We start from the raw sequence: 21,108 nt of genomic DNA, 5'->3' as shown, positions 1-21,108 counted from the left end.
GTGTTGCGTCAATTAGGTTGGAATATTCAATATCTCTGTATGGTGTTTCGCGTTCTGGAGGTCAAATAGTGTGCTTTTATTTTTTCCGCTTTTTCTTGATAGTACTCGGCTTATTCTGTGCCCTTGTAGCGTGCACAGGTAATTACAAGTTTAACGACGATAACTATCGTCCGCTAGGAGATCCGCGCGCGCTCAGTCGTGGTAAGTAATAGAAGGAAAAGAATAAATGGACTTGGTTTTCGAAGTCTCGACTGCTACGCAATCCGTATCTGCTGCAGTACATAAGAAAAATTTCAAGCAGGCTGGCGGTGTGATAGGGCGAGGGAAGTCCTGCGACTGGGTATTACCGGACCGCAAGCGCTATTTGTCGAACCGACATGCAATGATCACCTACAGTAAGGGGTTTTTTTTTCTAACGGATGTCAGCCGCAATGGTACGAGGGACGGTCGGAGCGGTGCACAGCTGCCTCGCGGAAAACCCGTCCTTATCGAGCATGGCAGCCTGTATGTCTTAGGTGAGTTTGAAATTCACGCACAGCTCATACAGCATGCGCCCACCCCCGAGTTCACGGCTGGCGTACCGCAGCGTGCGGCAAATGTAATTCCCGACGATGCATTTTTTTCACCAGATCCTTTAGAGACATTAAAGTCGCAAGAGCATGGCCATTCAGAATTAGACGATCTGCTGAGATTTTCCATGGGCCCTCAGGACACTGGGGCTGCGGTAGATTTTGCTTGCATCGACAGGGAGCATCTTAGGGTCCCAAAACTGATCGCAAGTACCGTCAATGACCCAGATGAAATTACGCCGGTAGTGACTGAAGTAGGCAATGAAGAATTTTGGGAGCAGTTTGCTTCCGCCCTGGGGCTAAGCATTGAAAATCTTGATGTACGACAGCGTGAGAGCCTTGCAGTAAGTGTTGCAGGGTTGCTTAGGCTGAGTATTAGCGGCCTGAGTCAAAGTTTACGAACCCAAGCGGATATAAAAAATGAGTTGGGCCTGGAGCGCACATTGGAAGAAGGTGCCCTGACAAACCCTTTGAAGTGTGCAGCAGGCACCCCTGAGATACTGCACAGCTTATTGCAGACGCAAAAACCCGGGCAGTTATCCGCGCAGCAGTCTGTATCAGGCGCATTTCATGATCTTCAGGCTCATCAGGTTGCCCTGCTGGCGGCAAGCCGCGCCGCAGCACGGAGCACCATGGGTCACTTCTCACCCCAGCAGCTCTCTCAGCGTATCGAGCGCCACGCTCTGCCGTTTGCACTTATACCCGGCAGGCGATGGCGGGCCTATGAACGTTACTACGAAGCCTTACAGAAGGATGGCGATGGGTGCGAGCGCTTGCTAAGCCGTGACTTTACACGCGCCTACGAGGAGCAAGTGCGTTTGATTTCCGCTCTTCACCTCGATCATCAGGAAGAACACGTATGACGTACCGATTGCCTGTATTTGCTATTGCTATCGCAGCACTGGCTGTTTTACTGCTGATGACTGGTTGTTCCGCTATGTCGCCCTTTTCGACATTTACAAAACTCGATTTGAGCCTACATGCAAGTCAGCAGGTAAACCCGGACCTCAACGGGCGGCCTTCACCTGTTGTAATACGTCTTTTTGAGCTCAAGCATCCTGTAGCTTTTGAGAACGCTGACTTTTTTAGCCTCTATGAAAGGCCACGGCAAACCTTGCCGGAAGACATGGTAGCCATCGAAGAGCTAGAGCTGCGCCCTGGTGAATCTGTCGAACTGAAGCTGCATATGGAGAAGGGCAGCCGCTACGTTGGCATCCTTGCTGCCTATCGAGACTTATCAGAAACGGAGTGGCGCTACACCCTGCCTATAACCGCTTCAGGGCTGACCCGAGCTGACCTCACGCTTGACCAGACAGGTATCCAGAATGTCACGCAAGTGCTTGCCAAGGTAAAGGGCTGATATGAGTAACCATAAAGTTATTTGGCAAGAAGGTATGTTACTGCGCCCTCAACACTTTCAGCATAACGACCGGTACTACGATCACCAGATGAAAACCCGTACCCACTGGGTCACCGGTTACGCATGGGGGTTCCTTACGCTGGAGATTGATCAGCAGTCGCTGAATCTGGGCAAGCTGGTGATTACGCAGTCCTCTGGCATCCTGCCGGATGGCACCTTGTTTGACCTCCACAACAGTATTGAGCCACTAGCCTTGGACCTGCCGGCCAATGTTGGCAACACACCTGTCTACTTGGCCCTACCCATGATGGTTGGTAACTCTGTCGAAGCGCGTCGCCCTGAGCAATCGGACGTCGTGGCGCGATATACCGTCTATGACGCCGAGTTGGCAGACTCCAATGCCGGTGAGTATTCAGTGAGTCAAATCAGCTGCGGGCGTATGGCCTTCAAACTCTTGCTCGGTGAGCAGCAGGACGATCAAGCCTATGTAAGGCTTAAAGTCTGCAACGTACTGAGTACAACGTCCGATGGCACTATCAGCCTTGATCCTGATTTTGTACCTACCTACATGCAGGTGCATACCTCACGGTACCTGCTGTCTTGCCTGAAGGAAGTGATCAGCCTGTTGGCCAACCGTGGCGACGCTATTGCCGAACGTATTCGCTCAACAGGCAGCATTGGGGGCGCCGAGGTTGGCGACTTCATGATGCTGCAATTAATCAACCGCACTGAATTGCTGTTGCGTCACTACCTTGGCCTAGAGCATGTACACCCTGAAGCGCTTTATCGAACGCTGCTAAGCTTGCTGGGAGAGGTGGCTACGTTTTCCAGTGAGACTAAGCGCCCAGATGTAGACGGCCGCTACCAACACAGCGATCAGTGCATGAGCTTCCGCTTGCTGATGGAAGCTATCCGTCAGGTGCTCTCAATGGTGCTGGAGCAGCACGCCATCGAGATTCCTTTGGAGGCACGCCAATATGGGATTATTGTCGCGCCCCTGCAGGACCATACACTGGTTGGCACTGCCTCTTTCGTACTCTCGGCCAGCGCGCAATGCGATTCCGAAGCACTGCGGCACCGCTTACCAGCACACCTTAAAGTAGGTGCTGTAGAGCGTATCCGTCAATTGGTTAACCTGCACTTGCCAGGGATAACACTAAAGCCTCTGCCCGTAGCGCCACGGCAAATTGCATTCCATGCTAATAAAACGTACTTCGTTCTTGAGCTTAGCCCTGATGATTTGGCACAACTGGAGCGCTCCGGTGGTTTTGCGTTCCACGTATCAGGTGAATTTCCTGAGCTTGAGCTGAAATTCTGGGCTATCAGGAATTAAGAGAAATGATAATAGATGGTTACTACGAAAAAGATGAAAAAACCGTACTCCTCGACCGCCAAGGTAATGCAACAACCGCTACACCATTGACTGATTTCGAATCCCCACCTCGTTTCGAGCAGTTAGAAGAACGCATGGTTTACTCGGCACACCAGCGCGCCTCTGAAACGTTCAGTGCCAGCCTGAATGCCTTGGTAGCCAGCGCTTACGAGTTATTGTCTGAAGTCGTACGGTTAAAGCAAAGCGCAAATGGCGAAGACGTGGGATCACTTAAAGAGTACCTCTCCTCCTCGTTAAAAAGGTTCGAGTCGCGGGCGCTTCAGAGTGGCATAGAGAGCAGCCAAGTGCTGGCGGCTAGGTACGTACTCTGCACAGTCGTTGACGAAGCAATAGTCACTACACCGTGGGGTAACGAAAGTGGATGGTCCAAGATAAGTTTGCTCAGCAGCTTTCATAATGAAACCTCAGGTGGCGCGAAGTTCTTTCAGTTACTGGAACACCTTTCAAAAAACCCGCTGAAGCACCTGCTTACGCTTGAGTTGATGTATGTGTGCCTGGCCCTTGGCTTCCAGGGAAAGTACCAAGTTCAAAAGCAGGGCACCCTTGAGTTGGAGAATGTCCGAGATGCCCTTTATCGACAGATCCGCCTATTGCGAGGTGATGTCCCTCGCGAACTGTCGCCACGTTGGGAGGGCTTTGACAATCGACGTGCCACGGTCGTGCGTGTGGTGCCAGTCTGGATGGTGGTGCTGTTTACGCTGGTGTGTCTTGCCGTGATGTATGGGGGCTTCGCCTGGGTATTGGGTGAGCAACGGGGCGCATCACTTCATGCCTATCAGGTACCTGAGGCAGCCCTGCACTTGCCGCAGTCACAGCCATGAAGAGAGAACAGGCAATGATCGAACGCGTTAAAAAAATGGGGGTATTGCTAGCTCGCACCTGGGTTTGGACGTTGCTGCTCGTCTTGTCCCTGGCACTGATAGTGTGGAAGTTGGGCCCGCTGCTGGCAGTCGATGAGCATAAGCTCTGGGAGAGCGCTTCCTCTCGCTTGTTAACCATCAGCGTGCTTTTTCTACTATGGGGGCTAGCGGGCGTGTTCGCCAGATGGCGGTCAGACGTGCAAAAGAAGAGCGGCGGCGCAGGGCAAGGTAGCCGGGGTCAGGTTGATCGAACGGCTCAGATCAATGAAGAGCAACGTGCGCTAAGCGTACGTTTTAAAGACGCGCTCAATGCACTGAAACGCTCAGCCTTATATTTTGATCGTAGCGCGCGCTGGCGCGATACTTTGCCGTGGTATTTATTAATTGGGCCTCAGGGTAGCGGCAAAACCAGCATGCTGGCCTTCTCTGGCCTCGAATTTCCGCTCAATGATATCCGCCAAGTGGCTCAGCGCACAGGCGCCCACAGCCACTGCGAGTGGTATTTCGCGGATGCGGGCGTGCTAATAGATACCCCCGCGCGTTATCTCACGCAGCCAGAAGAGGTCGATGCAAGCGGCTGGCATTCACTGCTTAAACTGCTACGTAAACGGCGCCGTGGGCGCCCCCTTAATGGAGTACTGATCACACTCCCCGTCGATATGCTTTTAGGCAGGAATGAAAGCGCCACTGAAGTGCTTGCGCACCAAGTGCGTGCTCGCCTGCAGGACGTTTACCAAGTACTGCACACTGACGTGCCGGTCTACCTGGTGCTAAGTAAAGCTGATCAAGTAGCAGGGTTCAGTGAGTTTTTCGACCAACTCACTCGTGAAGAGCGTAACCAAGTCCTAGGTGCCAGTTTTCGTGAAGGCCAGATTGGCACAGAAGTGGCGGTGTTGCGTGTCGAGTTCGAAGCCTTGCTAGAGCGGTTGAGCAGTCAGGTCATTACACGCCTGCATCAAGAACGCAACCTCCAACGGCGTGGCGATATTCTGGATTTTCCTCACCGGTTAGCGCAAGTAGGCGAGCAACTGTGTGTATTTGTAGACAAAGCGCTCGGCGGTAACCGCTATCAAAGGGCTGGGCATTTAAGAGGTTTTTATCTAACCAGCGCGCCCCACAGCGCCGCTGACCCAGGCGCTGATGAAGGTGGCGGCTACCCGTTTGAGCGTCATGCAGGCCAGCCAAGGTTTATTCAATACTTATTTAGCCGTGTGATCTTTCCCGAAGCTGACTTGGCCAGCTTAGACAAGCGTGAGCGCAGCCGTATTCACTGGGGGCAGCGTACCCTGTATGCAGGCGCGCTGGTAACGTTAATAGCGTTTGGCTTGCTATGGACGCACGGTTTCAAGGCTAATCATGAACGCCTGGAAGCCTTGCGGACGCTCACGCAAAAAGGAGCACAGCAATGGGCAGAGCTTTCTGCTAGTAGTGATGCTGCGCCATTGGCGGCAGCGTTAGACACTCGTTATGCCGCAACTCAAGCGTTCCCTGACGCCAGTGATATTTCTTACCTGGAGCGCGCCGGTTTGTATCAGAGAGGAGCAGTTAACCCGCCACTTGAAACTACATACGAGCATGATCTGGCCGCGCATCTTTTACCCCAGGTCGCCAAGCTGCTTGAACGTCAGATCCGCGCCAATTTGAATGATCGTGACCAACTGCTCAACAGCCTACGTGCTTATCTAATGTTGAATAGGGCAGATCGACGGGATTCCACATGGCTTCAGGCATGGGTGGCAAAAGAATGGGCTGCACACTACAAGGGCGACTCCGGTCTTCAGACCAGTCTGGCGATGCATTTTGAGCGCCTATTAAGCCAACCCTTCACCCACTCGCTTGATGAGAAGCTGGTTGCACAAGCGCGCGTTGCGTTACGCCGTGAGTCATTGGCCGAGGTGGTTTATCGCCTGTTACGTGAACAAGCACAGAGTTTGCCAGACTACCGGCTGAGTCATCACTTGGGCCCTATGGGTTCGTTATTTACCGGTGCCGACTACGTGATTCCGGGGTTCTTCACCCAAGAGGGGTATCGTCATTATTTCTCGGTTAAAAGCCCAGTGCTGGTCATGGATATCCTGCGTGACAATTGGGTGTTGGGGGAGGGCGCCGCTATCAGTGACATGGAGCTACAACGCTTGGCTGCAGACATTGAGCAAGCGTATTTCCGTGATTATGCCGCCTATTGGGGCGAAGCCATTGCCCAGCTAACCATTCCTCCGATTGAAGATGCCCGAGAAAGCGCTGAACAGTTGGCCGGGCTAACCTCTCCAAACTCGCCGGTGCTGCAATTGCTGGTGGCCGTGCGCAATAACACAAGGTTAAGCGCGTGGTCTGAGCAGGTGGCCGGTTTGGCGACAGACGCCGCAGGGCGCGTAGCCAAAGCCCCTGCAGGCGTCCTGGACCGGATGGTTTCAGTAGGGGAAAACGCCTCTGGCGCGATGAATAACGTATCGGATGCTGCGCGAAAATTGCTGGAGCGGCGCTTTGAGGCCTTGCACCGTCTGCTCGATGACAAGGATGGCCCCTCCAGTGATTTGGTACTCGCCTTAGGCGCCCTCAATGATCTGCAGCAGCAGATGGCAGGGCTGGCACGCACCAGTGGCAATGGGCAGGCAGCTTTTGAGTTGGCACGGCGTCGCATGAGTGGGCAACGTGATGCGCTAAGCAGTGTTGGCAATGCATCAACGCGTTTACCTGGCCCAGTGAAGCGCTGGTTCAACGGTGTTGCGAAAGACAGCTGGCGTTTGGTGCTCAGCGATGCTTATGCGTATGTGAGCCAGCGTTATCAAAGCGAGCTGTATGGCTTCTACGACAAGGCAATCAACAAGCGTTATCCCTTCTATGCTGACAGTACCAGCGATGTAGCCATCACTGACTTTCGAGAGTTTTTCAAAGCCCAGGGCGTTGCAGACCGTTTCTTCGATACCTACGTACGGCCATTCGTAAACGGTGATGCCACTAGCTATCGCCTACGTCATGTGGAAGGTCAAAGCTTGCCAATCTCAAGGTTTTATCTTGAGCAGATCATAGCGACACACGCTATTCGGCAAGGCTTCTTTTCAGACGGGGCGCTCGAACCGCAGGTTGAGTTCTCACTGGAACCTTACACGCTTGACCCTACCGTAAGCCGCGCCGAGTTCACGTATGGCGAGAAAGTGCTGGAGTACCGGCATGGCCCGATCGTGCCGGTATCCTTCACCTGGCCTGCGGCGGCTGAGGTCAGTCATAGCAAACTGGTGATGGAGAAACTAACTGGGCAGGCTGTAGTGATAGAGAAGCGCAGCAGCCCTTGGGCGCTGTTCCGGCTGTTGGACCTGATGCAAACCGAATACCTCAGTGGGCGCGATATATTGGTATTGAAGGCCGATGTTGGGGGGTTGCGTGCTAATTATCTCCTGACCAGCCAGCGCGCGCCTAACCCGTTCGACATGGAAATGTTGCGTACCTTCCGTATGCCAGCGCAGATTTGATGTGGATGACTAAACCCTGGCGAAGTGCTGCCTGTACCCATGAGGGTAAGGTACGCGCACGCAACGAAGATGCCTTTCTAGATAATCCCCATAAAAACATATGGGTAGTTGCCGACGGCATGGGTGGTTATCAAGGGGGCGATATCGCTAGCCAGTTAGTGGTCATTAGCTTGGCTGGGTTGCCGTGTCAGGAGGGCTTATCGCACCGGGTAAGAACCCTTTGTCAGAACTTGCGGTGGTTGAACCGCCGGCTGAATGAGGAGCCGACGCTTATTGCCGGGCATCACGACACCGTAATGGGTAGCACCGTAGTTGCACTCCTGATTGAGAGCAACCGCGCGGCGTGTATCTGGGCTGGCGACAGCCGCTGCTACCTATGGCGAAGTCGGCGCTTGTATCAATTATCCAAAGATCATTCCTTGCAACAGCAGTTGGTGGATGAGCATCACATGACCGTCGAACAAGCCAAGTCTCATCCGAATGCGCAGGCGCTCACCCGTGCTATTGGGGCGGATGAGGTGCTGAGCTTAGGGGTGGCAGAGCTTGAAGTACGGCCAGGAGATGCCTTTTTGCTGTGCAGCGATGGCCTATACAAGGAAGTAGGCAGTGATGCGCTGGGCAGGGCGTTAAGTCTGGTTTCGCCGCAGGCGGCAATAAGCCGCCTGTTCGATAGTGCGCTTGAAGGCAGCGCCAGAGACAATCTCACAGCGGTAGTGATTCGGCAGTGACAAGCGTCGCGCGCACAACGCATGAACGAATAAGTACGTTACCTGATGTGCTCGCAGGGCGTTATCGAATTGAGCGATTATTAGGCGCAGGGGGCATGGCAGTGGTGTATCGCGCTAAGGACCTGCTTATTGAGCAATTCGGCGAGCCTGTGCCTTTTATTGCAGTCAAAGTTGTGAGCGATGCGCTTGCTCAGTCCGCCGATGCCAGTGCATTGCTATACAACGAGTTTGCGCTGACCCAATGCCTTCGGCACGACAATATCGTGCGTGTGCAAACCTTCGACGTAGACAAAAGCTGCCAGCGTGCGTTTATCACCATGGAGTTAATGCACGGCCCAACCCTGGATAAGTTACTGTGTGAGTACCCAATGGGCCTATCTTGGCGTGAGCTACGTGCCGTAGCCCTGCCACTGCTCCATGCACTGGCTTATATCCACACGCAAGGCGTACTCCACGGAGATATAAAGCCCAGCAACATAATGCTGAGTGATGAAGGCGTACGCCTATTCGATTTTGGGCTTGGGTTAGCACAAGGCAGCGTATTGGCGGGCCTACCGCATGTGAGTAGGAACCGCATCAATGCATGGACACCTGGATACGCTGCACCTGAGGTGCTGGCAGGCCAGCCGTTATCCGCCAAGGCTGATATATACAGTGCCGCGTGTGTGATCTATGAGCTGGCGGAAGGTAAACGCCCCTATCTTAGGCACACGGCAGCTGAGGGGCCTGGGCAGAATCGGCCTGAGCCCCGACGGCCCAAGCACCTTCCGCCCCGTTGCTGGTCAGCCCTGCGTAGGGCATTGGCGCCAGACCCTGCACAGAGAGCGGTCACCGCCCTGCAACTACACTGCGCGCTCTCCGCCCCAGCCTGGCATTTGAAAGGGTACTGGCACTAACACAGGTTATTACTACGCCGTACAAACACGGCGACCAGTCAAACCCCATCCTTCGGAAAGTCCGCCCCAACGCTGACCGCCTTAAAGTCCTCGATCTGCTTGAGCCGTGCTTTGCGGTCTGCCACCACTGCGTCATACCCCCAACTGCCCAGTACCAGGTGACGTGGCGGGTTCGGGTTTTGCGTCAGCTCGATCATTGCCTGCCCTGCACGTACCGGGTCGCCCGCCTGGGTGCCGCTCGATTGCTTGGTGGAGTCCAGGCGTTTTGCGGCGGTGTCCTTGTAGTCTTCGATACGTGACGGGGTCTGCTTCAACGAGCGGCCCGCCCAGTCGGTACGGAAGGGGCCGGGCTCTACGCACGTCACTGCAATCCCTAAGGGCGTGACTTCGGCGCTCAGTGCATCGGAGAAGCCTTCAACGGCATGCTTGGTCGCGGCGTAATAGCCGGAGCCGGGGAAGCCAATCAAGCCCGCCACCGAGGTGATGTTGATGATATGGCCGCTGCGCTGTTCGCGCATGATCGGCAGCACTTCGCGAGTGACTGCAAACAGCCCGAACACGTTGGCCTCGAACTGCGCACGGATTTCCGCGTCTTCGCCTTCCTCAATCGAGCTCTGATAGCCGTAGCCTGCATTGTTGACCAGCACATCGACCCTGCCAAAGCGGGTCTGCGCAGCGGCGACGGCGGCTTCTACCTGATCGGCCTTGCTAACGTCCAGGTCCACCGTCAGTACCTGCTCGCCGCCCAGTTGAACCAGGTCATCCAGGCGCGACCTGTCCCGAGCAGTGGCTACCAGGCGCCAGCCACGTTCAATGATGAGCTTGGCCAGCTCATGGCCAAAGCCGCTGGAGCAGCCGGTAACGAGCCAGACTGGGGTATGTGTTGTACCGTTCGACATGTCTTCCTCCATCAGTAGGGTCTGATAGGTGCGACAGGTCACTCTCGCGGTCGTTTCGTGAAAGGTGTGACCCTGGGTCAGAAGGGCAGGATTGGGCAAGTCGAGCAGGAGCAGCTAAAAGGTATTGAGCTGCAGAAGAGCATCTTGAGAAACGGCCAGCCCGTAGATCAAAGGGCCTGACATGCCCTTGAGCTGCGACTGAAACATTTCAACATAATTCGTTACAAGTCCAAGTTGTACGACATCATATGTATTGTGTTCGACTGTGGTGTCCCTAAAAAAACAACAATTGGAGATCACACAATGCCGAGCACTCCCTCCGCCGAAGGGCAGGTCATAGCACCACCGCAAAGCCGCCTCGCCCGAATGCTCAAGCTACTGGGCCCTGGCATTATCGCCGTGCTGTCGTGGTTAGGCGCGGGGGACTTGATCACCTCTTCCGTTGCGGGCGCGAACTACGGCTACGCCATGATGTGGGTGCTGGCAGTGTCGCTGCTGCTCCGGTACTTGATCGTCAACATCATCGCCCGCTTCCAGCTCTGCAATAACCAGGGCATGACCATCCTCCAGGGGTACGCCCAACTCAACCCTTTCTTTGGGTGGTTCCTGCTGGTGTACGCCTTGCTGATGGGGCATTTGATGAATGCCTACATGATCAAAGGCGCTGGCGAAGCCTTGGCCATGCTGCTGAAGATCGACTACCCGCTGCTGTGTTCTGTGGCCGTGGTGATTGCGGTCTGGATGCTGGTCGGCCGAAATATCTATTCGCTGATCGAAGGTGTGATGAAGGTTCTGCTGGCCGTCATGACGCTGGCGTTCATTGCCTTGGCAGTGATGTCCGGGCCGGACGTGACGGGCATTATCAAGGGCACCATTGGCTTCAGCATTCCGCCCGATGAGGGCGTGCATGGTGCCCTGTTGGTCGCCGTCTCCGTGATCGGTGCGGTCGCCGGCTCCGTTGCCAACTTCGTGCACCCGTACGTGATGCGTCAGAAGGGCTGGGTCGGCCCAGAGCACAAGCGCATTCAGCGCAACGACCTGCTGTTTGCCGTGTTCGTTGGCATCATCATCAACCTGGCAATCTGGATCGTCGGCGCGGAAATCTTGCGGCCCAATGGCATCGAGGTGAATACGCTGTCAGACCTGGGCAAGGCCCTGGAAATGTTCTTCGGCCCCATCGGCTGGTATGTGTTCTTCATTGGGGTGTTTGCCACGCTGTTCGCCAGTGTCTCCGGCAAAACAACTGCATTTCCCATGTTGATTACCGACGCCTTCCAGCACGTCAGGCCCGAGCGCCGCGCACGTTACGGCAAAGAATTTCACCACGACCCGATGCACAAATGGTTCATGTTGTTCATCCTGGTTACGCCACTGATCTGGTCGATGCCCGGCATGCCCGACTTCGTCACGCTCACCATTGGTGTAAGCGCGTTGAATATCATCGGCCTGCCTGTGATTTCTTTGGGTTTGCTGATTATGTCTAACCAGAAGTCCCTGCTCGACAAGCAATACCGCAACAACATCCTTGAGAACATCGCCCTGGTATTCGCAACAGGCCTCGCGCTATGGGTCGCGTTCCAACTGGGTGTGGATCTCTTTAGCTGATTCGCGTTTGTAGCGAGAGCAGGGTTGGGGGAGGGCTCGCTGTGATGGCGGGCCTTTTTTGTTCAGGTTTTACTAGGTTGAGTGTGAGCCTCTTCGAAGAGCATCATCTAGGTAAGCTGCTGGAACTTTTTAATGAAAATGGTCCACTCACTTGGCTTTTCGGAGTCTCGTGAACCATGCCTGCACCTATTCCCAATCTAAAGCATTCAGGGCTGCATCCTCATGTTGAGGACGCCTCCAAGCCACTGCAACATAAAGATATTTCTGTTGCTCCGCACCTTGTGCGCGGGGCCGGAGTGCGATTATCTGGTAAATGGTTAGATCAGCAAAAAGCACGTCTAAGCCCACATCAGCAACAGCTTTTGAGTACAGCACTGGCTGCGCTGAGCGGGCAGGAGGCAGTTAACGACATACGCCAAGATGACCTGGGTGGCCAGTTTAATTTGGCTCGCCCCAGCTATGCCGCTGCGAGTGTTTATTTTCAGCGAGATGAACAGGCACCGGATATTCTAGGTTTCATCAATGTGAAGGATTGCCAAGGCAATTCGTTACTAAAGATAGGTCGGGAACGTTCTGTTGCTTCGGCTAACGCAGCCCTTGAAAAGCTGCCGAGCCTTGCTAGTGAATCTAGCATTCTTGCCAACTCTCGACATGATCCCAAGGCTGCCTGGCAGAAGGCTATGTTCATAGTGCCGTTTTTCACCACTAGCGGTGAAAAAGCCAAGGTGGTAGGCGAGTATGTAAAAATGGATAAATCACGTTTTGAAGTCAAGAATAGTAATGGTGAGGCCTACGCTGTCCTCAAGCGTTCTCAACTAGATAGTGGTGAGCTTATATGGATGCTGCCTGAGCATGCGTCTATCGTCGGTGGAGCGGTAGGAAGTAGCTCCAGCCCTAGCGAAAGCTCTTATACACATAGTAGAAATGCTGTACTGAATGCGCTTTCTTTGATTCAGTCCCGTAGAGCTTCGAACATCCAAGCGGCCACGCCGCCATCGGCTCGGCAGGCCATTTACATGGTGAATGCCGTGATAGAAGTCATTCGTGAGAAAGTTTATTTAAAGCCGGGCAATTTGCAATCTAGTAATAAATACAATCCAGGTTTGGCAGGAGAAACACATAGAGTTGATCAGGCAGCAGATGCATTGGAGATTTCTAACAGAAACCCCGACCCGGTTGCCGCCGCATTAGAGGGGCGGGCCCACAACTGCGGGACGCTGGCGCATATTGCCCAGAGCATTCTGAGCGTGTTGGGCTTTAAAGCTGAGGTGTACGAGGAATTCGCCTCTGTCAATCATGCGGTAGTCATATGCAAGGCAGGCGAACTTGACTCAACTTCCCTGCCACTTAATATGAGGGCATGGCCTGCTGATGTATATATTTGCGACGCCTATTCTGCAATAGGGTGCTCAGCGCCTGATTTTGCCCGGGCAGCTATAGGCAGGATGAATGAATGGGCCGCTGCTGGCGAAAAACTCTATGTGGAGTGCGAGGAAGAGTCCCAGTCAGGTTGGATGGCAGCGAATGATTCACGCTGGATTGGAGGCCTCTTGGCTCCAAGGGAAGATTGGAGCGCTTATCGCGATTAAAAGATTAGTGAGGCACGGGCAAGTAAGGCAACGGCAGGCCCTTATCGGTCAGCACACAACAATCTCATAGGCCCTCACCGAAGAAAATCAACCAGGAATAACAGGGCGAACGGGCCAGGCAAGCGGGCCAAGGCTAACGCCTGCTCAGCCTCGTCCAGTTTCAATAGGTCTGTCATGGTTGATCCTTTAGTGGGATTTGCGACTACAGGCGTTCATTGGCTAAGCCGTGAGATCACGTCGTTCGAAAGCATGACGTCGGCATACTCACCGCCGAGTATCGCCAAGGTCAATTCATACACCGTTGTAGCATCCCAAGCCTTTCCATCAGCCCCAGCGACAGGCACGGCTGTCGTAGCGTCTGAGGGCAAGATGATGCTGTAGCCGAGTGCTTTTCCGGCACGGACGGTGGCATCCATGCTGTTGTGAATCACAACGCCTGTCAGCACCAGTTGCTTTACCTGCATACCTTTCAAGGCAGCGTCCAGGTCGGTGCCGATGAAGGCGCAGTTTTCCTGCTTGGTGATGACGGTTTCTCCCTGTATCGGCGCAACCTCTTTTTTTATGTTGTTCCACAGGCCATGAACGTAATAGCTGGACGTCGGCATCTGCTCATCATGCTTCACATGAATAACCGGCCAACCCTGTGAGCGCCAATGGGCGAGAAGACGTTGGATTACCGCTACATACTCAGGATTATTTTTGCCATCCCAGTTGGGCCAATCAATGGCCTCTTGGACGTCCAGAATAACGAGCGGGGTAGGGTCAGATTCATAGCTCATGTGAGTTGTCTGCTGGGTGAGGTTGTAAGTTGAGTGCTGTTAGCCATCGTGTGCAAGCCGACAATCGTACCTCTCCATCTGCCCGCGAGGCTTGGCTTCAGCGGGATTTTTTATTTGCATACGAAGGCGTGCGCAAAGGCGAGCGAGTCACTCGGCTTTCTAGATTGACTTATACGTTGTATTTTTCTGAATCATTTCAAATAAATTCTGCGCTACATGCGACAGCACTCGTCCACGACGTTTAGTCAAGCCCAGAGTGCGAGAGACCTGCGGTGATTCCAAGGTAATTGCACGCAATGCTGAGTGCGCGCCAACGGGGATTGCCAGCAACGGTACCGCTGCAATGCCGAGCCCGGCCTCAACCATATCCACCACGGTGCGTACATGGCGCGCCTCGTACACTGGCTGGGGCAAAACAGGGAATTCTGTAAGAGCCATGTCCATCAGAAAGCGATTACCGCTGGCCTTGGCCACGGCAATGAAGTCATATGTTTGAAGCTCCTTCCAGGTCACGGATATACGATGTGCCAGTGGATGATCATGCCGGCAGGCAACTACAAAACGCTCCTTGAAGAGAGCGTGAAAATCGATATTCATTTCCTGGGCACCAATGTAGTTGATGCCAAAGTCGGCTTCTCCTTTCACTACGCTTGTCAGGGCATGGCTGGCCCCCTCATCGATGACACGTACCAGAACCCTTGGGTAAAGAATTCGGTACTGACTGAGTACTTCTGGCAAGAAATGCATCACTGCCGTGGGCACACAAGCGATACTGACTTCTCCGTAAAGTTGATGGGAGCCGCCACCGATAGCCTGCAAGGAGGATTCAAAAAGGTTCAGGATCTCCCGTGCCTTCCGAGCGAAATCGCGTCCAGCAGTAGTCAGGTCGACGTGTCGCGTAGTGCGTTCGATCAAGCTCACGCCCAGACTATTTTCCAATTTGGCGATACGCCGAGACAAAGCGGGCTGTGACAGGTGCAGGTCCAGCGCAGCAGCGCTGAAGCTGCTACGTTCGGCAACAGTCACAAACGAACGCAAATCGCTTATGTCGATTTTATGTGCGCCGTGCATAAATTCATCCAATAGTTGCAATTAACAGATTCACTATGCTGCCTCATGATTGTTAGCACTGCCATACCGCTATGGCCTAACAATGACAATCATAAGGAGCACTGGCATGGACTCATTTGATCGCCGCAGTTTGCTTAAGGCTGGGGCCCTTGCATCAATCGCGGCTGCCACCCCGCGTCTGACGTTCGCTGCGCAGGAAACTCAGACTAGCAGCCTTTCTCCGCAGGTTAATAAGCTGGAAACGCCTGAGGTTACTCGTATTTTGGCGCGTTACATCGTGGGCGCGCGATACGAAGATCTTCCCGCCAATGTGCGCAAGGAGGGCGTGCGCACGTTACTCAACTGGGTAGGCGTTGCCGTGGGCGGCTCGCATCATGAAACCGTGCAGCGGGCGATTGGGGCGCTTATGCCTTTTTCTGGGCCGCCCCAGGCTAGCCTGCTTGGCCGCTCCGAGCGTTTGGATATCATGAATGCGGCTTTTATAAACGGCGTTGCCAGTCATATTTTTGATTTCGACGATACGCACTTAAAGACCATTATTCATCCCGCCGGGCCAGTAGTTTCGGCCATCCTCGCCCTGTCGGAGTATCAACCTGTTACCGGAAAGGAGTTTCTGAACGCGCTGGTATTAGGGGTTGAAACGGAGTGCCGCATCGGTAACTCGGTTTACCCCGAACACTACGATGTAGGCTGGCATATCACCGGTACCGCCGGCGTATTTGGCTCCGCCGCCGCCGTAGGCAAAATTTTGGGGCTGACTGAACAACAGATGGTCTGGGCGCTCGGTCTGGCGGCATCGCAGCCGGTAGGACTGCGCGAGTCGTTTGGGTCGATGAATAAAAGCTTCAATCCTGGCCGGGCCGCGAGCAATGGCCTGTTCGCCGCGCTGCTGGCTCAGAAGGGCTACACCAGCTCGGATGGGATGATCGAAGCCAAGCGCGGCTGGGCCCATACTATCAGTACCAAGCAAGACTTCACTCAAATCACTGAAGGTCTTGGCACTCGCTATGAGTCTTTGCTCAACACCTATAAACCCTTTGCCTGCGGCATCGTCATTCATCCAGCACTCGATGCTGCGATTCAATTACGTAATGAAAACAAGCTCGATCCTGACCAGATCGCTCGCGTGGCGTTAAAAGTCCACCCGCTTGTACTGGAATTGACTGGCAAAAAAGATCCAAAGATCGGCCTGGAAGGTAAGTTCAGCATCTACCATTCGGTAGCAGTGGCGATTATTCAAGGCGCCGCCGGCGAGCGTCAGTACAGCGACCAGGCGGTACGGGACCCCGCCGTCATTGCGCTCCGAGACAAAGTGATCGCCACGGTCGATCCCAGCATCAAGCCCCAGCAGGTCGACATGACTATTACTCTCAAGGACGGGCGGACCCTTCACAAGTTTATCCAGCACGCCATCGGCAGCCTGGAAGTGCCCATGACAGATAAACAGTTAGAAGCAAAATTTGTGGACCTTGCAAAAGGAATATTGCCTGACGAACGTGTTCAGGCGCTCATCGCACTCTGCTGGGACGTAGAGAAGCTGGACAGTGCTGACCGCATCGCTAAAGCAGCAACAGTTGCAGCCTTATAATAATGACCGGCTTGGCGCTAACAGGCGCCGAAGGCCTGGAGGTTTTATGTCTCATTCCACATTGTGGTCGCGCCGCCGTATGCTGCAAGGCAGCATGGCATTAAGTGCAGGATTAACACCTGTACGTTGGTTATGGGCTGACGAAAAAAATGGTGATATCACCGCTCAGCTCGCGCGATACATGGTTGCCTCGCGTTCCATGCCCCTACCCGTCGATGTCGCTACGGCTTGCAAAAATCACATATTGGACACGTTTGGCGCCATGTTGTCTGGATCACGTATGCGCCCAGGCCAGTTGGCCACTGCCTATGTGCAGAGCCAAGGCGGTACGGAGCAGGCAAGTGTGGTGGGATCGCACGTACGAACAACTATGGTCAACGCGGCATTGGCTAACGGCATGTGCGCACACTCCGATGAAACCGATGACTTCGAACCCGTGACCAAGGCTCATCCCGGTAGTTCGGTAGTGCCTGCCGCACTTGCAATGGCGCAATATCAACATCGTAGTGGCGAAGCATTCATGCGAGCCGTGACGCTGGGTTACGACACAGGCTGTCGGCTGTTGATGGCCCTGGGGCCAGACAGCGTGCGAGCGTCACATCGAAGCGCTGAAGGCACCTCTGCAACCTTTGGCGCTGTAGGGGCGGCGGCTGCCTTGGCCGAGCTGGACGAGCAGAACACACGTTTTGCCTTGTCATACGCGGCGCAGCAGGAGTCCGGTTTGTGGAGCTGGGTCAAAGACAAGGACCATATTGAAAAATCCTTCGATTTTGCCGGCATGGGCGCGCGCAATGGCGTACAAGCCGTCACCATGGTGCAAGCTGGGATGACCGGGGTGGCTGATGTGCTGGACGGTACTCATAACCTGTTGATCGCACTTTCTGCCAAACCACAGCCGCAGCAGATGCTCGCAGGGTTGGGCAGTCGATTCTTCATCACCGAGACGGCCATCAAGACGTATTCGGTGGGCTACCCGATCCAGGCCCCGCTCGATGCTTTATTGACCCTTCGCAGGGAGCACAATCTGACGGCTGATCAGGTACGGCATATCGAAGTCAAGGTCCCCAGTGACGCTTTCGGCATCGTGGGCGACAGTGCGATGCCTGATGTGAACTGCGCGCACATGGTCGCCGTGGCCTTAGTTAAGGGCGAGGTGTCGTTCACAGATAGCCACGACACCGCGCTTATGCGCGATCCGGAGATGATGAAGCAGCGGGCCAAGGTCGCTGTAGCGACTGACAAGGCATTAGACGATCCAGCAGCGCCTCGGGGCGCTATTGTGACGGTGACGCTCACGGACGGTCAGTCATTCACACATCACACCCGGTTCCCTTCCGGCACGCGCGAGAACCCCTTGAGTGTCGAATCAGTAAATGCCAAGGTGCGTGATCTGATAACCCCCGTGATAGGGCAGGACCGTAGCGAAAAGCTGATCGACCGCATCAATCACTTGGAACAGGTCAAAGACGTTGCTAGCTTAAGTGAGTTATTGCTCCCGCTTGGTTGAGGTACGGCGGTCGTTTGCCATCCAGCGTCAAACAGGCTGATTAGGCTACTGCGTCAAAGCCAAGTCACAGACCCATTGGGCGATCCATGGGTCGCCTGCTATGGATCATCCACGACGTACTCATACCGCCTAATTCAGGCAAATAGATCCGCCCCAGGAAGTCGGCCAGGCACGCCCGTATTGGCCGCATGCAGGCTTTCTGAGAATCCCGCTGTCTCAAGATCTTCAAACCGCTACCGTGTAGCTGCCCAGGGTCGCAATTGCACCTCCCAGACCCACCGCAACAAGCCTATGAATCGACATCCGTAGGCTTACATTTGGTCGTCAGAATGTCCTGCCGGGATGCGTGCCGATAACAATGTAGGCTCCACACGGTTCTTCCCGGCCCGCTTGGCTTTGTACAGTTCAGAATCCGCAGCCTTGAGCAAGGCACCCTGGTCGGCACCGCTCAAGGTGGTACAGGCCACGCCGAAGGAGCCTGTCACGTTGAACGACTGCCCCAGCTCGGTAACGCTCATGGTTTCTAGCGCATCGCGGAAGGCTTCGGCGCGAACCACTGCGTTTTCCAGCGAGCAGTCGGGCAGGATCACCATCAGTTCTTCGCCGCCAAACCGACAGGCGATATCCGAGGCCCTCAGTGACCGTAGCAGTAAAGCCGAGGTGGCCCGCAGCACAGCATCGCCGGCAGGGTGACCGTAGCGGTCATTCAAGGCTTTGAAGTTGTCCAGGTCCAGCATCACGATACTCAGGCACGTGCTGCCGCGCCGGGCGCGGGCCAGTTCACGCTCAAGCGTCTCTTCCATGAAGCGTCGGTTATACAAACCGGTGAGCGGGTCCTTAATGGATTGGGTCTGCAGCACCTGACGCATTCTGCCGTTGGCCAGTGCCAGCGCGGTCTGCTCGGCAATGGCTTCAGCAAATTGCAGGTTGGCACCGGACGTATCACTCATCGCGGCCTGGCGAATATGCAACAGGCCAAGCACCTCGCCATACGCCATCAGGGGCAGGCACCAGTGCACGGTCTCATCCGCCTCTTCTTCATTGGAGTAATGGTCGCAATGAAGGTCATGGCGATCTTCGGAAATGTGCCAGCGGCCTCGGCGTATCGCCCAACACTCTTTAGGGGTCAGTACCTCCTGCGGTTCGCGTTCTTGGCCCCAACTCGCAGCGCGCTGCAAAACGTCAGCAGAATTGCGGTAGAGGAAAAACGTGCCCGTGCTTGCTGTCAGCAGCTTGTGGCAGTAGGTACTGGCGAGTTGAAGCGTTTCCTCTTGGCTTAATTCGGTTTGCAGTAGCCTGGCCATCTCGGCGAGCAGGCCGATTTCCTTATTACGCTGCTCAAGGCGCTCCAGGCTCTGGCTCAACTTCGTACTTGAATCGATGGCAGCCGCTGCCGACTCGGTCTGGCGCAGAACGGTGCTACGCATGGACATATAGATAAACCGCCCAAGGGCCAGCGTGAGTAAGAAGCTCGCCACCGAGATGACCACGGCCCATCGCAGGTTGGTATGCAGTTGGTCATCCAGCACCGCGACCTTCTGCGTTTCCTCGAAGATCAAATCAGCGCTGATGGTGCGAACCTCATCCATCAGCTGTTTGCCACGGCCGGAACTTATTTCTTCCGCCGAAGCGTCGAACCCTTCCTCTCGCCTCAGCGTCACGACCTTATCTAAATGGCTCATTTTCAAGGCGGCATGTTTGAGCAGGTCATCGAGCTTGATGACGTGTTGGGGCGCCGCGTCCTGATAGCTCAACCGCAACTTCTTGATCGCCAGAGGCAATTGTGATTCAGCAATGTAGTACGGCTGCAAGAACACCTCTTTACCCGTCAGCACATAACCTCGCTGGCCTGTTTCCGCATCCACCAGCAAGCCTTGCACGGTACGCACGTTGCCTACCTGGTCTTCAACAAGGTTGCGCTCCACGCGTGTCTGGTTCGTCCAGAACAACGTGAATGGCCCAACCGCAGCGGTGATGGACATCACCAGGATGGCGGCACCGGCGGCAAACAGCAGGGTAGTTTTACGATGAGGCATAAGGGGGCACTCGCAGCGATCTCAAGGTTATCGGCCGACCGGCGAAAAAGGCGAGGTGTGCCAATACAAAGCCGCCATAAAAAAGCCCCGGCACACGGCCAGGGCTCTTGGTTTACTGCACAACGCTTACTTGTAAGCAGCCACGGCCTTGGTGATTTCGGCGCGAGCGGCGTCGGCGTTGCCCCAGTCCTTGAGTTTTACCCACTTGCCCGGTTCCAGGGCCTTGTAGTTCTCGAAGAAGTGCTGGATCTGCTGCAGCAGCAGGGGTGGCAGGTCGGTGTATTCCTTCACGTCCTTGTACAGCGCGCTCAGCTTGTCGTGAGGCACGGCCAGGACCTTGGCGTCACCGCCGCCTTCGTCGTCCATCATCAACACGCCAACCGGGCGGGCGCGGATTACCGAGCCTGGCACGACCGGGTACGGGGTAACCACCAGCACGTCCAGCGGGTCGCCGTCGTCGGCCAGGGTGTTGGGAATGTAGCCGTAGTTGGCAGGGTAGAACATCGGCGTGGCCACGAAGCGGTCCACGAACAGCGCGTCGCTGTCTTTGTCGACTTCATACTTGATCGGCGCGTGGTTGGCCGGGATCTCGATAACGACGTGAATGTCGTTCGGCAGGTCCTTGCCGGCTGGGATCTTGCTGTAGCTCATCAATAGTGCTCCCGTTAACAGTCGGATCGTTGGGCCAATGTCTGGCAAAAGTGGCGGGATTATAGGCACATCCCGAATCAGGCGCCACGCTAGGACCACCGCCTGGG

The 21,108-nt window shown here is 54.9% G+C and carries 15 protein-coding genes and 2 pseudogenes; 12 read left to right on the top strand and 5 right to left on the bottom strand.

Going from position 1 to position 21,108, the window contains the following annotated elements:
• Positions 1-122 precede the first annotated feature (122 nt).
• The 8 genes and pseudogenes from AC4LE2_RS18115 to AC4LE2_RS18080 form a co-directional block, all read left to right on the top strand.
• A pseudogene (locus AC4LE2_RS18115) lies at positions 123-209 on the top strand (type VI secretion protein); the annotation flags it as partial.
• Positions 210-226: 17 nt separating this feature from the next.
• Complete coding sequence (gene tagH, locus AC4LE2_RS18110; protein WP_491827164.1) at positions 227-1,432, top strand: type VI secretion system-associated FHA domain protein TagH; 1,206 nt, start codon at positions 227-229, stop codon at positions 1,430-1,432.
• Positions 1,429-1,929 carry a type VI secretion system lipoprotein TssJ gene (gene tssJ / locus AC4LE2_RS18105; protein ID WP_491827162.1) on the top strand — a complete coding sequence of 167 codons (501 nt, stop codon included), beginning with the start codon at positions 1,429-1,431 and terminating at the stop codon, positions 1,927-1,929. The genes tagH and tssJ overlap by 4 nt, the downstream gene beginning before the upstream one ends.
• 1 nt (position 1,930) lies before the next feature.
• Complete coding sequence (tssK, locus tag AC4LE2_RS18100; RefSeq protein WP_491827160.1) at positions 1,931-3,262, top strand: type VI secretion system baseplate subunit TssK; 1,332 nt, start codon at positions 1,931-1,933, stop codon at positions 3,260-3,262.
• A 5-nt stretch (positions 3,263-3,267) separates the two neighbouring features.
• Positions 3,268-4,143: a type IVB secretion system protein IcmH/DotU gene (icmH, locus tag AC4LE2_RS18095; protein WP_491827158.1), complete on the top strand. Its 876-nt coding sequence runs from the start codon at positions 3,268-3,270 to the stop codon at positions 4,141-4,143.
• Positions 4,144-4,157: 14 nt separating this feature from the next.
• Positions 4,158-7,652: a type VI secretion system membrane subunit TssM gene (gene tssM / locus AC4LE2_RS18090; protein WP_491828175.1), complete on the top strand. Its 3,495-nt coding sequence runs from the start codon at positions 4,158-4,160 to the stop codon at positions 7,650-7,652.
• Positions 7,652-8,380 (top strand): PP2C family protein-serine/threonine phosphatase, encoded by a 729-nt coding sequence (locus AC4LE2_RS18085; RefSeq protein WP_491827156.1) that lies wholly within the window; start codon positions 7,652-7,654, stop codon positions 8,378-8,380. The genes tssM and AC4LE2_RS18085 overlap by 1 nt, the downstream gene beginning before the upstream one ends.
• Positions 8,381-8,397: 17 nt before the next feature.
• A pseudogene (locus AC4LE2_RS18080) lies at positions 8,398-9,276 on the top strand (serine/threonine-protein kinase); the annotation flags it as partial.
• A 38-nt stretch (positions 9,277-9,314) separates the two neighbouring features.
• Here AC4LE2_RS18080 and AC4LE2_RS18075 read toward each other — a convergent pair.
• Positions 9,315-10,175 carry an oxidoreductase gene (locus AC4LE2_RS18075; protein WP_491827154.1) on the bottom strand — a complete coding sequence of 287 codons (861 nt, stop codon included), beginning with the start codon at positions 10,173-10,175 and terminating at the stop codon, positions 9,315-9,317.
• Positions 10,176-10,478: 303 nt separating this feature from the next.
• Between AC4LE2_RS18075 and AC4LE2_RS18070 the strand changes: the two genes are divergently transcribed.
• Both AC4LE2_RS18070 and AC4LE2_RS18065 read left to right on the top strand, forming a co-directional pair.
• Positions 10,479-11,780: an Nramp family divalent metal transporter gene (locus AC4LE2_RS18070; protein ID WP_491827152.1), complete on the top strand. Its 1,302-nt coding sequence runs from the start codon at positions 10,479-10,481 to the stop codon at positions 11,778-11,780.
• Positions 11,781-11,956: 176 nt separating this feature from the next.
• Entirely contained in the window at positions 11,957-13,369 is a 1,413-nt protein-coding gene (locus AC4LE2_RS18065; RefSeq protein ID WP_491827150.1) for a hypothetical protein, read from the top strand.
• Between the two features lie 212 nt (positions 13,370-13,581).
• On the opposite strand, the gene AC4LE2_RS18060 is transcribed toward AC4LE2_RS18065, so the two are convergent.
• Complete coding sequence (locus tag AC4LE2_RS18060) at positions 13,582-14,148, bottom strand: isochorismatase family protein (protein WP_491827148.1); 567 nt, start codon at positions 14,146-14,148, stop codon at positions 13,582-13,584.
• A 159-nt stretch (positions 14,149-14,307) separates the two neighbouring features.
• Entirely contained in the window at positions 14,308-15,240 is a 933-nt protein-coding gene (locus tag AC4LE2_RS18055) for a LysR family transcriptional regulator (protein WP_491827146.1), read from the bottom strand.
• An 85-nt stretch (positions 15,241-15,325) separates the two neighbouring features.
• On the opposite strand from AC4LE2_RS18055, the gene AC4LE2_RS18050 reads away from it, so the two are divergent.
• Both AC4LE2_RS18050 and AC4LE2_RS18045 read left to right on the top strand, forming a co-directional pair.
• Entirely contained in the window at positions 15,326-16,807 is a 1,482-nt protein-coding gene (locus AC4LE2_RS18050) for an MmgE/PrpD family protein (RefSeq protein WP_491827144.1), read from the top strand.
• A gap of 46 nt (positions 16,808-16,853) precedes the next feature.
• Complete coding sequence (locus AC4LE2_RS18045) at positions 16,854-18,314, top strand: MmgE/PrpD family protein (protein WP_491827142.1); 1,461 nt, start codon at positions 16,854-16,856, stop codon at positions 18,312-18,314.
• A 311-nt stretch (positions 18,315-18,625) separates the two neighbouring features.
• Here AC4LE2_RS18045 and AC4LE2_RS18040 read toward each other — a convergent pair whose 3' ends face one another.
• Complete coding sequence (locus tag AC4LE2_RS18040) at positions 18,626-20,350, bottom strand: diguanylate cyclase (protein ID WP_491827140.1); 1,725 nt, start codon at positions 20,348-20,350, stop codon at positions 18,626-18,628.
• Between the two features lie 126 nt (positions 20,351-20,476).
• Positions 20,477-21,001: an inorganic diphosphatase gene (ppa, locus tag AC4LE2_RS18035; protein WP_483830439.1), complete on the bottom strand. Its 525-nt coding sequence runs from the start codon at positions 20,999-21,001 to the stop codon at positions 20,477-20,479.
• Positions 21,002-21,108: the final 107 nt, after the last annotated feature.

Source organism: Pseudomonas sp. 9.3L (assembly GCF_058536285.1).
The sequence above is the reverse complement of the archived record's forward strand: the minus strand, read 5'-3'. Positions and strand labels throughout refer to the sequence as shown.

Coding starts and splice junctions, on each gene's coding strand:
- tagH (WP_491827164.1), top strand. CDS start 227: ATGGACTTGGTTTTCGAAGTCTCGACTGCTACGCAATCCGTATCTGCT.
- tssJ (WP_491827162.1), top strand. CDS start 1,429: ATGACGTACCGATTGCCTGTATTTGCTATTGCTATCGCAGCACTGGCT.
- tssK (WP_491827160.1), top strand. CDS start 1,931: ATGAGTAACCATAAAGTTATTTGGCAAGAAGGTATGTTACTGCGCCCT.
- icmH (WP_491827158.1), top strand. CDS start 3,268: ATGATAATAGATGGTTACTACGAAAAAGATGAAAAAACCGTACTCCTC.
- tssM (WP_491828175.1), top strand. CDS start 4,158: ATGATCGAACGCGTTAAAAAAATGGGGGTATTGCTAGCTCGCACCTGG.
- AC4LE2_RS18085 (WP_491827156.1), top strand. CDS start 7,652: ATGTGGATGACTAAACCCTGGCGAAGTGCTGCCTGTACCCATGAGGGT.
- AC4LE2_RS18075 (WP_491827154.1), bottom strand. CDS start 10,175: ATGTCGAACGGTACAACACATACCCCAGTCTGGCTCGTTACCGGCTGC.
- AC4LE2_RS18070 (WP_491827152.1), top strand. CDS start 10,479: ATGCCGAGCACTCCCTCCGCCGAAGGGCAGGTCATAGCACCACCGCAA.
- AC4LE2_RS18065 (WP_491827150.1), top strand. CDS start 11,957: ATGCCTGCACCTATTCCCAATCTAAAGCATTCAGGGCTGCATCCTCAT.
- AC4LE2_RS18060 (WP_491827148.1), bottom strand. CDS start 14,148: ATGAGCTATGAATCTGACCCTACCCCGCTCGTTATTCTGGACGTCCAA.
- AC4LE2_RS18050 (WP_491827144.1), top strand. CDS start 15,326: ATGGACTCATTTGATCGCCGCAGTTTGCTTAAGGCTGGGGCCCTTGCA.
- AC4LE2_RS18045 (WP_491827142.1), top strand. CDS start 16,854: ATGTCTCATTCCACATTGTGGTCGCGCCGCCGTATGCTGCAAGGCAGC.
- AC4LE2_RS18040 (WP_491827140.1), bottom strand. CDS start 20,350: ATGCCTCATCGTAAAACTACCCTGCTGTTTGCCGCCGGTGCCGCCATC.
- ppa (WP_483830439.1), bottom strand. CDS start 21,001: ATGAGCTACAGCAAGATCCCAGCCGGCAAGGACCTGCCGAACGACATT.